Source organism: Desulfatibacillum aliphaticivorans DSM 15576 (assembly GCF_000429905.1).
Classification (GTDB): domain Bacteria; phylum Desulfobacterota; class Desulfobacteria; order Desulfobacterales; family Desulfatibacillaceae; genus Desulfatibacillum; species Desulfatibacillum aliphaticivorans.
This window is the reverse complement of sequence record NZ_AUCT01000003.1, coordinates 386,530-399,789: the sequence shown is the minus strand read 5'-3', so window position 1 is coordinate 399,789 and position 13,260 is coordinate 386,530. Positions and strand designations below refer to the sequence as shown.

General features: G+C 54.8%; 9 protein-coding genes. 5 read left to right on the top strand and 4 right to left on the bottom strand.

What is annotated here, in order from left to right; all coding sequences use genetic code 11:
• The first annotated feature begins 16 nt into the window (after positions 1-16).
• From G491_RS33445 to G491_RS0105975, 3 genes are all read left to right on the top strand, one after another.
• On the top strand, positions 17-1,120 hold the full coding sequence (locus G491_RS33445; RefSeq protein ID WP_051327062.1) for an AraC family transcriptional regulator: 1,104 nt from the start codon (positions 17-19) through the stop codon (positions 1,118-1,120).
• A 1,097-nt stretch (positions 1,121-2,217) separates the two neighbouring features.
• Entirely contained in the window at positions 2,218-4,914 is a 2,697-nt protein-coding gene (locus tag G491_RS0105980) for an alpha/beta fold hydrolase (protein WP_028313922.1), read from the top strand.
• Positions 4,915-4,932: 18 nt separating this feature from the next.
• Complete coding sequence (locus tag G491_RS0105975; RefSeq protein ID WP_028313921.1) at positions 4,933-6,939, top strand: magnesium chelatase subunit D family protein; 2,007 nt, start codon at positions 4,933-4,935, stop codon at positions 6,937-6,939.
• A 166-nt stretch (positions 6,940-7,105) separates the two neighbouring features.
• Here G491_RS0105975 and G491_RS35330 read toward each other — a convergent pair whose 3' ends face one another.
• Positions 7,106-7,327: a hypothetical protein gene (locus tag G491_RS35330; RefSeq protein WP_028313920.1), complete on the bottom strand. Its 222-nt coding sequence runs from the start codon at positions 7,325-7,327 to the stop codon at positions 7,106-7,108.
• Positions 7,328-7,401: 74 nt separating this feature from the next.
• Between G491_RS35330 and G491_RS0105965 the strand changes: the two genes are divergently transcribed.
• A complete protein-coding gene (locus G491_RS0105965) occupies positions 7,402-8,556 on the top strand; it encodes a pyridoxal phosphate-dependent aminotransferase (protein ID WP_028313919.1) in 1,155 nt (384 codons plus the stop codon).
• Positions 8,557-8,575: 19 nt separating this feature from the next.
• On the opposite strand, the gene G491_RS33440 is transcribed toward G491_RS0105965, so the two are convergent.
• A complete protein-coding gene (locus G491_RS33440; protein ID WP_028313918.1) occupies positions 8,576-9,796 on the bottom strand; it encodes a transporter substrate-binding domain-containing protein in 1,221 nt (406 codons plus the stop codon).
• 378 nt (positions 9,797-10,174) lie between these two features.
• Here G491_RS33440 and G491_RS0105955 point away from each other — a divergent pair, with 378 nt between their 5' ends.
• A complete protein-coding gene (locus G491_RS0105955) occupies positions 10,175-10,567 on the top strand; it encodes a bacteriohemerythrin (RefSeq protein ID WP_028313917.1) in 393 nt (130 codons plus the stop codon).
• A gap of 75 nt (positions 10,568-10,642) precedes the next feature.
• Here the strand turns inward: G491_RS0105955 and G491_RS0105950 are convergent, their stop codons facing one another.
• Positions 10,643-12,538 (bottom strand): BRCT domain-containing protein, encoded by a 1,896-nt coding sequence (locus G491_RS0105950; protein ID WP_028313916.1) that lies wholly within the window; start codon positions 12,536-12,538, stop codon positions 10,643-10,645.
• Complete coding sequence (locus G491_RS29610) at positions 12,514-13,257, bottom strand: nucleoside phosphorylase (RefSeq protein WP_169829395.1); 744 nt, start codon at positions 13,255-13,257, stop codon at positions 12,514-12,516. The genes G491_RS0105950 and G491_RS29610 overlap by 25 nt, the downstream gene beginning before the upstream one ends.
• Between the last annotated feature and the right edge of the window lie 3 nt (positions 13,258-13,260).

Sequence of the window (13,260 nt, the reverse complement as noted above, 5' to 3'; positions counted from 1 at the left end):
ATCCATGAGGTGACGCATGGTCTGGTCCATCCAGGCAATTACTTTACCCATATTTTTCGCCAGCGGACTGGCTTTGCTGCTTGCCCTGGAGCAGGTGCTCCGCAAAAAGCCCAATACCGCAAATCTCTTGTTTTCCAGCATTTTCGTGTGCTGCGCCATCATCCTGTGGGGGGCGGGCGCCGTAGCCAACAGCCTGCCGCCGAAAATGCCGCTGACGATTTATCTTTTTTTTACGGCCATATGCTGCGTGGGGCCTTTGTACTATTTTTATTTCACCCTGCTGCTGCACCCGGAAAAGCGTTTTTCTCCAAGATCCCTGATCCATTTTATCCCGGCCTTCGGCGCTTTTTGCGCGGAAACCGGATTTCAGATGCTGCCCCTGGAGTTTAAAACCGCCTGGCTGAACGAAATGTTTGTGCAGCCGCCCAGGAACGCCTTGATGGTTTTAGTGGTGATCGGCGCCGTGCATGCCGCTGCCTACATCAGCTATTTGTTGAAAATGGATCTGGGGCTGGTTTGGAACGTCAAGGAAGTCAAGAATGAGCTCCGGGGCATGCTGGTAATAGACGTTTTGGCCATCTTATGCGTGGTGGCCCTGTATATCGGCTTTACCTTTAAAATTCTCTGGTTGTTCCATTACGGCGGCCTTTTGCTGACCGTGCTCACCGTCAGCGTATTTTTAGGGTATAATCGCTATCCGGGCTTTTTGCAGTTGCTGCAAGAGGAATTTGAAAAAAAGCGCTACGAAAAATCCTCCCTGACCCACGTGGACGTCTCGGCCATCAACGAAAGCCTGCATAAGCTCATTGCAGAGGAAAAGATCTATACGGACTGCGAGCTGAATCTGGCCGGGCTGGCGGACATGCTCTCCCTCTCGCCTCATCAATTGTCCGAGTTCCTGAACGAACGGGTTCAAACCGACTTTCGCTCCTTCATCAATTCCTTTCGCGTAGAAGAAGCCAAGAAGCTCCTGGTTCAGGAGCCGGATAAAAACGTTTTAACCATCTGCTATGACGTGGGATTCGGATCCAAATCCACCTTCAACAACGTCTTTAAAAAGGAAACCGGCCAAACCCCCACCCAATACCGCGAAAGCGCCTTGTCGCCGCAAACTGCTTGAAACCGCAAAACTGACAAACTGCAAAAGCAAAATAAACAAAAGGCAAAGGACAAAAAGCGAAAAGCGAAAAGCGAAAAGCGAAAAGCGCCTCCGGCGGGTCGCTTTTTTGAAAAAAAGCTCCGCAAAAAACTTTAAATGGCGCTTCGCGCGAGGTGCGTTTTAGCCTGAAATGTCATTCATCGAGCCGTAGGTTGGGTGGTTCTGCTCTAATAATATTTAAAGAATTCAGATTGATATGGGATGGCGTCAAGCTAATCGAATCCCATAAAGCAGTGCAGGTTCACCCAACACATAGTCTGTTTATAAAAACATGGCTCAATTTTCCTCCATTCGCCCGCCGACCATACCAGATTCCGATTATCCTCACGGGCCGGGCCTTTTGCGCTGACACGCCCAGGAAAACGAGTTTCCTGGGCCACCCTGTTTGGGAGTGGCCAGGTTGTGATGGAGTGATGATGGTGGTGAAGTCGTGTTTGATTTTTTTTCAAGGAAGATTATTGGGGGCCAAAAAAGATGGTTGCCGCCTAAAAGGTCTCGGGTGGCCCAGGCAAGGCTGTGTTGCAATCAACATGATGCAATGACCAAAACAGGGACCCTGAGTCGTCTTGGAATGACGGCTCGGCTGCCTGAAATAAAAATCTTAACCCCTATTTTTAATCGTTCGGACAAAAAAATTCCTGTTTTGGGCGTATTTTTTAAAAAAAAGGGTCCGATCCTATATTTTCGCACCATTTTTGGGGCCGGATTTATAAGTTGGGGCGACGCAATGCGTTATTTTCCGGCCTAATGGAGTATCACAAGGCGGCCTGCACCAAAAAAACAAGAGCCTAGACCCCTCTGACCAAAAAAATGCAGGCCAGCCTTGTGAGGAAAAAATTCACTCCCCGGACCGCTCTTTTTCTTCTCCTTGAAGGGCGCCTTTCTCAAGCTACACCCGCCCGTCTTTTTAAGGGGCGGCGCCATATGTTGTTAGCGCCAATCATCCCAACCCGGCTGAAAAAACCGGCCGGGCTTTTTGCAACGGACGATGCGCCCGTAATTTCCACGTTAGTCTCTCCGCAAGCATTCGGCGTTCATGCCGCCACAGGAGGTTTTTCATGAAAAGAATCCTGTTAGCCAATTCCATCGGCCCTTACGAAACCGGTTGGGGTGAGGATGTGAATGACCTGTTTTCCGCCCGCCTGACCCGGGCTCAAGGCCCTTTTACGGCCAAAAGCATTTTTCCCGCCTTCGCCCTCCATTTGCTGGCGGAAAACCTGAACGCCGACGTGACGATCATGGAATGGCCCACCGAAGAGTTGTTCCATAAGGAGCTTAAAAAGGATTATGACTATCTGGGCATTCAGGTGAAATCCGTGCACCTGAGCCAGATCGCCGGAATGGTGAAAATCGCCCGGGCGGTCGCCCCTGACACTAAGATCATCCTGGGCGGGTACGGGGTGATGCACATTTTTCATCCATACCCCAACGATCCTTTGAACGACGCCCAATACCTGAAGGAGAACGCCGACCATTTCTGCTTTGAGGAGGGCGTGACTTTTTTCCGGAAGATCATCGGCCAAAACCCCGATGACCCCATATCCCAGGTGCGGCAACCCATGTTCGAGGTGACGGTGCAGGGGGGGGACCATCTGGCCCGCTTTCCGTTAAGCTCCACCCTGGTTTCGTTGGGATGCCCCAATGCCTGCGAATTTTGCAACACCTCCCATTTTTTCAAGTTCAAGAAGATTAACGTTTGCTCGCCCGAGGAGGCCTTTGCGTCGCTGAAAGCCGCCAGCCAGCGCATGGCCGTCCAACCTTCCTTGTTCAACATGATCTGGGACGAGGATTTTCTCCTGGACCGAAATTACGTATTGCGTCTGGGCGAGCTTTTGCAAAAGGACGGGTTGATCGGCAAGGTCAATCTGTTTTGCTTCGCCAGCATCAAGTCCATTTCCCAGTACACGGTGGAGGAACTGGTCCGTTGCGGCGTGGGCGTGTTGTGGATCGGCGTGGAATCCAAGTTCGAGGCCGACATCCTGGCGAACCACAATTTTCAAAAGCGGGTGGGCAGGGACGTACGGGAGGTGTTCGAAGAACTGCACAACCACGGAATTCTGATTATCGGCTCCAACATTTTGGGCCTGGATTTTCATAACCACCGAAACATTCTGGAGGACATTGACTATTTCGTATCCCTTAAGCCGGATTTGTACCAGGTCTCCCCCTTGAGGCCGTGTCCCGGCACCACCTTGTACGACCGGCTCATGGAGGACGGCCGGATCGAAGAGGAATTCCGCCACCAGGACACCATGCTGTGGAGCGACGTCGGGTTGAAGCATCCCAATTTCAAGCGGGGCGAAATCCGGAAATATTTTCACCTGGAGCATAAACGGCTTTTGGAAACCAACGGCCCCACCATCCTGAGCGTCATGGACGTCATGTTCAAAGGCTACAAGACCATGATGCACTCCCCGGACCCGTTCCTGCAGGCCAGGGCGGAGCGGTGCTACTTTTTCGGCAAAAAGCTGGCCGCGGGATTTTTGCCGGTCATCCCCGAGATGATTCCCACACCGGCCGTGCGGGAGCGCGCAAGCCGAATCCACGAGCAATACAGGCGCTATGTGGGCGATTTCGGCGTAAAGGAAAAAGTCGCGCAACGGGTTATAGGCCGGTTGATGCGAAAACGCGCGGCCACCACGCCGCCTGAATCCTACACTCCGGACTACCTGGTCACCCGGGTCAAAGGCCCTGGCGCGGAACCCAGGGTGGTCAAACGCCAAAGGCCTGTGCGGCATGTCCTGAGCCAGGCTTCCATCAAAGGGCTGCGCAAGGTCCTCGGCCTGCGGGAGCACAACGCTTTTCCCATCAAGTTGGAGGACATTGACGATTTTTCCGTGGAGTTCAAGACCATGGAAATCGAAGGCAATCGCATGAATTACGTGGACGAAGGCCAGGGCGAAACCCTGCTCATGCTTCACGGCAACCCGACCTGGTCCTATTTGTACCGCCATTTTATCAAGGACCTGAAAAAGGACTACCGATGCGTTGCACTGGATCATCTGGGGTACGGCCTGTCGGACAAGCCCCATTACGAAGATTATTCCATGGAGGCCCACATCCGCCGCCTGGGAAAATTCATAGAAAGTCTGGGGCTGAAGGACATCACCCTCATCTGCCAGGACTGGGGCGGGATCATCGGGCTTTCCTATGCAGCCCGGAACAAGGACCTGTTCTCGCGGCTGATCCCCATGAACACCACGGGCTTTCTGCCCGGATCGCCCAAGGAGTTTATCCAATGCCTGGGGGCCTGGGCCTTTCCCTATTTATGGTCCTATAAGGTCCCCATTGCGGGCAAGAAAATGGCCATGGACTGGAATGTCTTCCTGAAGGCGGGCATGCATCTGGGCATTGTCAACTCCAGGCGGCAGTTGCACAAAAAGGCCATGGACGGATACCTTTACCCCTTCCAGATGGTGCGGGACCGCACCGCCATCATGAAATCCGTGCGGCAGGTTCCCATGGGGCCCCTGGACAAGACCTGGCGGCTTTTGCGGGATACCGGCAGGCGCCTGGAGGGCTGGGACGTGCGCACTCAGGTGATCTGGGGCATGAAAGATCCTGTGTTCGTTCCCTGGTTTATGGAGAAGTTCGAGGAGATGCTGCCTAATCACGCGCCTTCGGTGAAGATTGCCACGGCCGGCCATTTTCTCCAGGATGACGAGCCGGAAATCATCCTCCAGGAAATTCGGCGTTTTTTAAAGGAAAAGCAGCTCAAGCGGAAAAAAGGCGGCGGAAAAAAACGGGCAGCCTAAAAAAGAAACGGATTATTGATGACCTATACCTATCCCTTCACGGCGTTTATCGGCCAGGATCTCATGCGCCTGGGCCTGCTTTTGAACGCCGTCAATCCCAAGATCGGCGGCATGCTCATCCGTGGCGAAAAAGGCACGGGCAAAAGCACGGTGGTGCGGGCTTTGGCGGCCATCCTGCCTGAAATCGACGTGGTGGAGGCCTGCCCCTTTCAATGCAATCCCCACTCGACGGACCTGATGTGCCCCCATTGCCGCAAGGCCGCCGAAAACGGCCCCTTGCCGGTCCAAAAAAGGCAGCGAAAGGTTTTGGAACTGCCCATCAACGCCACGGAAGACCGGGTGGCGGGCGCCATGGACCTGGAGCACGCCCTGTCCACGGGTGAAAAACGGTTCGAGCCGGGAATCCTGGCCAGCGCCAATCGCGGCGTCTTGTACGTGGATGAGGTCAACCTCCTGGACGACCATATTGTGGACATCCTCCTGGACAGCGCAGCCATGGGCGTAAACACCGTGGAGCGCGAAGGCGTGAGCTTCACCCATCCGGCCCGGTTCATCCTGGTGGGCACCATGAATCCTGAGGAAGGGGATTTACGGCCCCAGTTGCTGGATCGCTTCGGCCTTTCCGTGTATGTGGAGGGCATTCACGACCTGGATCAGCGGGACGCCTTGCTGCGGCGCTGGGAGGAATACGAATCCAATCCCAAGGCCTTTCTAAACAAATGGCGCAAGCGGGAAAACGCCCTGAAAACCCGCATCGCCAAGGCACGGAGGATTTTTCCCAAGGTCAAGGCGGACGACTCGGTCATCCGCGCCATCACGGAAATGGCCGTGCAATTGGGCGTGGACGGGCATCGGGCGGACTTGGTCATCCTGAAAACCGCCAAAACCCACGCCGCCTTTGAAGGACGCCGGGACGCGACCCTGGACGACGTGGAGGCGGCCGCCAAACTGGCCGTGAGCCATCGCATGCGCAGACAGCCCTTTGACGACGTTCCCGACCACTCCCGGGCCGTGGAAAAAGTCATGGATGGCCTTCGGACGCGGGAGCAACGTAAAAAAAAACTCCTGAAAAAAGAGAGTCCGACTGAGAGCGAGCAGGACGCGCCTTTGGAAAACGGCTGTCCCAGGGAAAGGGGCCTGCGGCCCAGCCCCTCGGGATCTGAGGCGGCCGGGGAGGTTTTCAAGCCGGGAAAGGCGGACGATCTTTCAGCCAGGACTTTCAGGATGCCGTTTCCCCGGGGGAAAGAGCCGGAGAAAGGCCGCTTTCAAAAAGCTCCCGCCCTGGAAAAGCGAGGCCGCTACACGCGGATATCCCGCAATCAGGAGGGCGGCGACCTTGCCCTGGACGCCACCCTGCGCGCCGCCGCTCCGTACGCCCTGTCCCGCCCTGCCGGAGGACTCGCCATACCCATCCAGCCTGACGACTGGAGGCGGAAATCACGCACCCACAAAACCGGAGCTTTGTTCGTCTTTGTGGTGGACGCTTCCGGCTCCATGGGCAGTACGCTCATGACCCAAACCAAGGCGGCGATCATGCATCTTCTGGCCCAGGCCTATAAGGACCGGAGCGAAGCCGCCATGATCGCCTTTAAAGGACGCAAGGCCGAGGTGCTTCTGCCGCCCACAAAAAGCATCAACCTGGCGGAGCGAAAGCTCAGAACCTTGCCAACCGGCGGAACCACGCCTCTTTGCGCGGGTATGGCCCTGGGATTGAAAATAGCGAAAAAGGCCCTCCAAAGAAAGCGGGCCCCCTGGCCGCGCATAGTGCTGGTCACGGACGGCCGGGCCAACATCTGCTTGGATAAAACAAGGGACGGGGCGCTCTTGCCCTTGCATGAAGAAGTTTTAGCCATGGCCGGAAGCATCGGCAGGGAAAACCATATCCGAAGCCTGGTGCTGGACGCGGAGGAAAAGCATCCGGCCGCTTTGGGCATGGCCCGGGAAATCGCCCGGCATATGAACGCCCGCCGCGTTCCCATATACGGCCTGCAGCCCGAATCCATTGTGGAGGCGTTGTGGGAGTGATTTTTTGGGGAGAGACTCCGCTGCAGCATTTCGAATGATATTGGCGTGCAAAGAGCTGAATAAGGAAATGCCCAAAGGAAACGCGTTGTTTGAGCAGCTTGCTATTGAGGTTGACAATGTCTGTGAAACGGCGGGACCTCGTCAAGCATCTTGAGGCAAATGGCTTTTATCTATTAAGGGAAGGCGCCGCTCCATTTACACGAACGGCAATCAGGCCGCGCCGGTAAAAAAAAATCAATTTCTTGATCGCATCACGGCCAACGAAATCTGCAAGCAGGCCAAAATTCAGCCCAAGTTTTAAAGCTCCAGACAACAAATATTTCGCAGCATATTCAAAAGCATGTTGAAATGCGCCGAATGGAAAGGTATTGATGGCCTGTTGATCCATGAGATGGCATTTAGCGGCCTTTGAGATCCAATAGCATCCAAATTAATAATCAAACAATAGAAGAGAGGCGTTTTATGCGGATTTCCGCAAGAGGGCAGAACATTCGGCAAAGCGATATCAGAACCATGACCACGGCCTGCCGCGAGGCGGGCGGCATCAATCTGGCTCAGGGAGTTTGCGACATCAAGGTCCCGGATGAGGTCATCGCCGGCGCGAAAAAGGCCATGGACGAGGGCTATAACGTGTACACTCCCAATCACGGACTGCCCGAGCTGCGTCAGGCCATTGCCGGCAAAACCGCGGCCTTTTACGGACGCCGCCCCGACCCGGAAACCGAGATCGTGGCCAGCCTGGGCGCCACCGGCGTGTTCTATTGCGCGGCCATGGCGCTGTTGAATCCCGGGGACGAGGTGATTTTGTTCGAGCCCTATTACGGATATCACGCCAGCACTCTGGAGGCTGTGGGCGCGGTTCCGGTTTTCGTCCCCACAAAGCCGGGAACCTGGGAGATCGAGCCGGACGCCTTGGCCAAGGCCGTCACTCCCCGAACAAAAGGCATCGTGTTGTGCACGCCCGGCAATCCCTCCGGGCATGTCATGACCGCCGGGGAAATCGACCTGATTGCGGAAGCCGCGCAAAAGCATGACCTGGTGATTTTTTCCGACGAAATCTACGAGCACTTTCTGTACGACGGACGCACCCATCTATGCCCCGGTCTTCATCCAGGCCTGGAAGGGCGGACCGTGACCATGTCCGGCGCTTCCAAGACCTACGCCATCACAGGCTGGCGTTTGGGCTACTGCATCTGCCCTGCGGACGTGACCGAGGCAATCACCCATCTGAACGATCTGGTTTACGTGTGCGCTCCCGCGCCTTTGCAAATGGGCGTGGCCGCGGGCATGAACATGCTTGGCAGGGATTATTACGAGGGCCTGGCCCGGGATCATCAGAAAAAGCGGGATCTTTTCTGCGATACGATTGAAAAGGCCGGCATGAAGCCTTATCGCCCGGAAGGCGCCTATTACGTGCTGGCCGACGTTTCCGGCGTGCCGGGACACGATTCGTTCACCCGGGCCATGCATATTTTGGAAAAAACCGGCGTGTCCAGCGTACCGGGCCGGGCGTTCTTCCATGACGACTCAGGGGACTCTCTGGTGCGCTTTTGCTTTGCCAAGGAATTTCCCGTGCTGGAAGAGGCTTGCGAAAGAATCGCCTCATGGAAGGGCTAATGATGGACCGGTTAAGGATTTAGTCGGAAGATTCGTTGTCTTCTGCATCCATGATTTCGTATATTTTCAACTCGGGGTAATGTTTTGCCGCGCAATCCCGGCATATGCTATGGCTGAACTCGGCTTCGGAGTGCTCCTGTATATAAGATTCGATCTGCTTCCAATAGCCCTGGTCGTCACGGATTTTCTTGCAATGGGAACAGATGGGAAGCAAACCTGATAACGTTTTAACTTCGGAAAGGGCTGCTTTCAGCTTTCGGGTGCGTTCCTCCACCTTTTGCTCTAAAGTATCATAGGAGGCCTTCAGATCCTGTTCGGCGGCCTCCCGCAATCGGATCTGTTTTTTCAACTCGATATTCAAAACCGCCATGGACCGGTATCGCCAGTACCCCATGATTACGGCCGTCAGGGACAAAAAGCCAAGCATGGCCAATGTCACACGGAATGTGTTCCAGAAGGGGGTGGGCTCTCCGTGCCATTTGGTATAGATCCGGGAGTATTCCTTGGATTGAAGAAATTGTTCAATCGCCGGATTCAGCCTGTTTAAAAGAGTTATATTCCCTTTTCGGACCGCTATCCCTCTTTTTACCGTTCTCAAAGGGCTTCCCGCTCTTTTTATCCTCCGGTCCACCCTGGCCTCCCGGGCGAACGTCATTAACACCGGCTCCGGAAAAATCAGGGCGTCCACATTGCCGGACAGCAGACTGAGTAGCGCGGCCTCCACATTGTCAAATACAATCGGTTTAATGGCAGGTTTCCTTGCAACAATGGCCTCTCCGACATTCAACGCCACGACAGCCGTCTTTTTTCCAATAAGGTCGTCCAGAGATTCAACGCCCGCCGTCTCTGCAAGAACAAAAATGCGAATCGGAGAGGTTTCCGTGGGAATTGAGTAGTCAAACCATTGCTCTCGCCGGTCGGTTATTCCTTGGTCCGGGATGAGGTCCGCCTCGCCCGATTTGAGAGCTTCGAAAACCTCCTGCCAGTCCTCCTTAACGATGTATTCCACCTGGATATTGGCGATTTGAGCTACTCTTTCCAGAACATCCACCGCAAACCCGGACGGCTTGCCGTTTGCATCCGTTGTATAATGCGGCGGAAAATTTTTTAAAACAGCGGCCTTAACAGTTAGCGGTTGGGATGGTTGGAAGGCCTGCGCCGACGAACTGTGGGAGAAACCAGCAGATAAAAATGTATAAATCAATACAGCGACAATCACAAAGCAGTTAGACTTCAACATACTTCACTATTCCTCCGGGGATAATGGTTTTGCTTCCGTAAGGATGTGAGTGTTTTTTCATTTAAGAAACAATGCATTCTGGTCTTTGAAGTGTATTTCAAATAGAGATAACTTCCTAAATTCATTATTGTTTTAAGGTATATGCCCGAGGATTTTATGTCAAGTTCCATGCTTCAAAGTCCTATGCCTCGCGCCCGGAGGGCGAAAATCCGGGAAGCAAACTGTCTTTATTAGACAGGGGCCATGGTATGTTTTTTGCTTAAATTCCGTTTAAGATTGAAAATGCAGTGTGCCAGTCGCCGCCGCGCTCATAGGGGGCGCCTGAAATAACAACAATTTGCAAGCCGTTACAGAGAACGGAAAGCAAAGGAGAGCAAAATGGCATTTTTTAACTGGGATGAAAAGTACAGCGTGGGAGTGCCCCGTTTTGACAATGAACATAAAAAACTCATTGACCTTACCAACAGATTTTATGAAGCCATGAAGGTCGGCAAGGCCAGGGATGCCATGCAGGCCACCTGCAACGAACTGGTCGCCTACACGAAAACCCATTTCAATAACGAAGAAATGGCTCTGAAGCAAAGCACTTATCCGAATTTGGCGAGCCACCAGGAGGAGCATAGGCTTTTTACCAAACAGGTTGTGGAGTTGAAAGCCAAGCTAGACGCCGGGGAGCCTGTGATGGCCTCTACCCTTGGAAATTTTCTCAAAAACTGGCTTGTGAACCACATCATGGGAATTGACAAGACCTATCAGAAATATCTGAGTTGATCAAACAGGGAAGCCGGCGCTGCGAGGGGCCGGGGCGTCAAAAAAATGGCCCTCATTTTGTGCGCCGCCTTGGCATCAAAACAGGCTCATTTGCTCGGGAGAGGATTGGGATTCCCCGCCCTCCAGCAATTGGAGGTATTCCTGTTCCGTCAGCACGGTTACGCCTAAATCCTGAGCTTTTTGGGTCTTTTTAGCGCCCACTTTGGCGCCGCAAATCAGGTAATCGGTCTTGCCCGTCACTGCTTTTTGCACGTTGGCGCCCAAAGACCGGGCCTTTTCCTCCATGTCCTTGCGGGAGCCCGTTTCCATGCTTCCGGTAAACACCACGCCTTTTCCGGAAATAGGGCTGGAGACGTCCATCTCGGATTTCAGGGGCGTAGGCTGGAGGTTGAATCCCAAGTCCAGCATGTGGCGGATGGTGGGGCCTAAAGCCTTCAGGCCTTTTTCTATGGATATGCTGGTGACATCCCCGAAGCCGTGCAGGGCGACGATGTCGTCCCGGGTTTTGTCCAGCAATTCCTCCAGGGGGAAAAAGGAGAGAATCTTGCGGCTGTCGCCTTCGCCCAGGTCGCTAATGCCGAATGCCGCCAAAAATCGCCAGTCCTCCACGGGCCGGGACTTGCTCAGACCGATTGCCTCCACCAGATTCTTTGACTGCACCGGCCCGAACTCGAGCGATAAAAAGTCCTCCTCGGTCATGGCGTAGATTTTCTCCAGGCTGTCAAATCCTCCGGCCACAAGCCGTTCCACGGTTTTTATGCCGAACCAGTCCGCGTTGCCCAGAATCCGAAACCAATGGCGGATGCGCTGCTCCACCCGGGCCTTGCAGTTGAGGTTGGGGCATTTCAAAAAATCGTTGTTCCATTCCAGGGGCGTTTCGCAGACCGGGCAGTTTTCCGGGATTAGCGTATCATCCGAGGGAGTCAAGACGTTTTCCAGCTTGGGAATGACCTCGCCGGAGCGGATGACCTCGATGCTTGCGCCGACGCCCGCGCCTTTTTCGCGAATGCGTCCGGCGTTATGGGCCGTCACCCTGCGGATGGTGGCGCCGGAGAGCTTCAGGGGCTCCACTTCCAGCACGGGGGTGACGTTGCCGGTGCGCCCCACCTGCCAGGTGATGGCGTTGACCGTGGTGACGCCGGTCTCGCCTTTGGCCTTGATGGCGATCTGCCACCGGTAGTGATGGGAGGTGGCGCCCATATGGTCGCGCACGTCCTGGTTCATGACCGAAGCGACCATGCCGTCCATGGGGTAGTCCGTGGCCTGGATGAGGTCCTGGGTGATTTTTTCGCTGTTCTCGAGCAGTTCCTTGCCCGAGCCTTCCCATTTGTTCAGCGTGGCGTAAGGGACGAAATGCACCTGCTTATCTTCCAAAGCCTGCTTGGCCGAAATGTTCAAAACGTCCGAGGAAATAATCCCGACAACCATGTTCCGGGGATGCTCAAACCGGTCGGCCAGGTTTTCCTGAAAATAGGATTGAACCGCCACGATTTCGCCCAGGCCCAGGCCGCGCCCGCCCTGGGGGATCACGCCTTTTTCCAAGGCGTTTGTAATGTCGTAGCCTGCATAACCGTTGCCGCGAGTGGCCAGGATTTGTCCATCGTCCCGGGCGGCCAGGCCGTCCAGCTTGGGCGTAACCTGAAAAAGCACGTCCGTCACGCCGATCTGGGCGGCCTCTTTGTAAACCCTATCAACAAAGCGTTCCAAGGACTGTTTGTCGTAAGCCTTTTCCGTGGACAGCATGGGGGCGGGGTGGCGCACTTCGCGTTTGTCCGCAAAGGTCTCCGCCTCCACGGCGGACAAAAACCCGTGGTCCGGGGCGATCTCCCGCAGGCGCTCCACCAACAGGTCGTAATGGGCGTCAGAGATCATGGGCTTGCCGGCCCGGTAAGCCTCATTGTATTTTTCAAGCCATTGGCCCAGGAGTTCGGGATCGGAAATGTCTGCTATGCTGCTCGGCAAATCCTGCATAAGGCCTCGATAACTTTCTTACGGGTTTCCTGAAATTTGGGGTCGCTGAAGCCCGGCTTCCACTTGCCGGAATGGAGTTCGTCGGAAACAATTAACACTCCGCACAAGGCGACCTCCCGAAAATTGGCCACGGACTGAAGCGCGGAAAGCTCCATTTCCACAGCCGCCGCGCCCTGCCAGGAAAAATATTCAATCTGCTCGGGCGTCTCCCGGTAAATGCCGTCCGTGGTCCAGACGGCTTTTCGGGCGTGTTCGATTTCCTCCCGCTCCAGGGCGTCGGAAAGCCAGTCAGCGAGATCCTCATTGGGGAAGGAACGGACGATGGTTCCGATCTCCCGGTGCGAATAATGGACCGATGTGCCTTCGTCCACAAAGGCGGAGCTTGGCACGATCACGTCGCCGATTTCCAGGTCCGGGCTCACGGCCCCGCACCATCCCACAAACAGGATTTTTTTGGCGCCGCTGGCAATAAGCTGCTCCAGGACGTAAGCGGCGTAAGGCGCGCCCATCATAGGGCCGGCCACGCTCCCGCCCTTGCCGTCCTTGTTAAAATAGATCTTGTTCATGGGCAGCTGGTGCGACCGCTTAAGGCCAAGGCATTTGACCAGATCGTCCACGTCAGGCCGCACCGCACACATGAGGGCGATGGAATCCAGATTGGGGACGCCCTTAATCGCCCTGGGATTGATGAGGGCGTCCCGGGATGTTTTTTCGTCCATAAT